This window comes from Kitasatospora sp. SC0581 (assembly GCF_048159585.1).
Classification (GTDB): domain Bacteria; phylum Actinomycetota; class Actinomycetes; order Streptomycetales; family Streptomycetaceae; genus Kitasatospora.
This window is the reverse complement of record NZ_JBLRWA010000193.1, coordinates 1-391: the sequence shown is the minus strand read 5'-3', so window position 1 is coordinate 391 and position 391 is coordinate 1. Positions and strand designations below refer to the sequence as shown.

Genomic DNA, 391 nt, shown 5'->3' with positions numbered 1-391 from the left:
ACTGACCGGCACCGGTCGGCTGTGCGGGGCATCGCCCAGCAGGGCGCCCAGGATCACCACCAGCTCGACGCCCAACTCGTGGGCGAAGCCGAGCAGTTCGTTGCAGTACGAGCGCCAGCGCATGCTGGGCTCGATGCCGCGGACCAGGACCAGGTCGCGCGGGCGCGGCTCGGTGACCCGGACCACCGAGAGGCGGGTGGTCGGCCAGGTGATCCGGCGCACTCCGCCGTCCAGCCAGACGGTCGGACGGTTCACCTGGAAGTCGTAGTAGTCCTCGGCGTCCAGTGCGGCGAACACCTTGCCGCCCCAGGTCGTGTCCAGGTGGCCGACGGCGGCTGAGGCCGCGTCACCTGCGTCGTTCCAGCCCTCGAAGGCGCAGACCATCACCGGG

The 391-nt window shown here is 71.1% G+C and carries 1 protein-coding gene; it reads right to left on the bottom strand.

The genetic code is table 11. The features are described from left to right. Window positions 1–391: PAC2 family protein (locus ACLWS4_RS37735; protein ID WP_416876533.1), on the bottom strand; the 391-nt coding region annotated here is incomplete at both ends.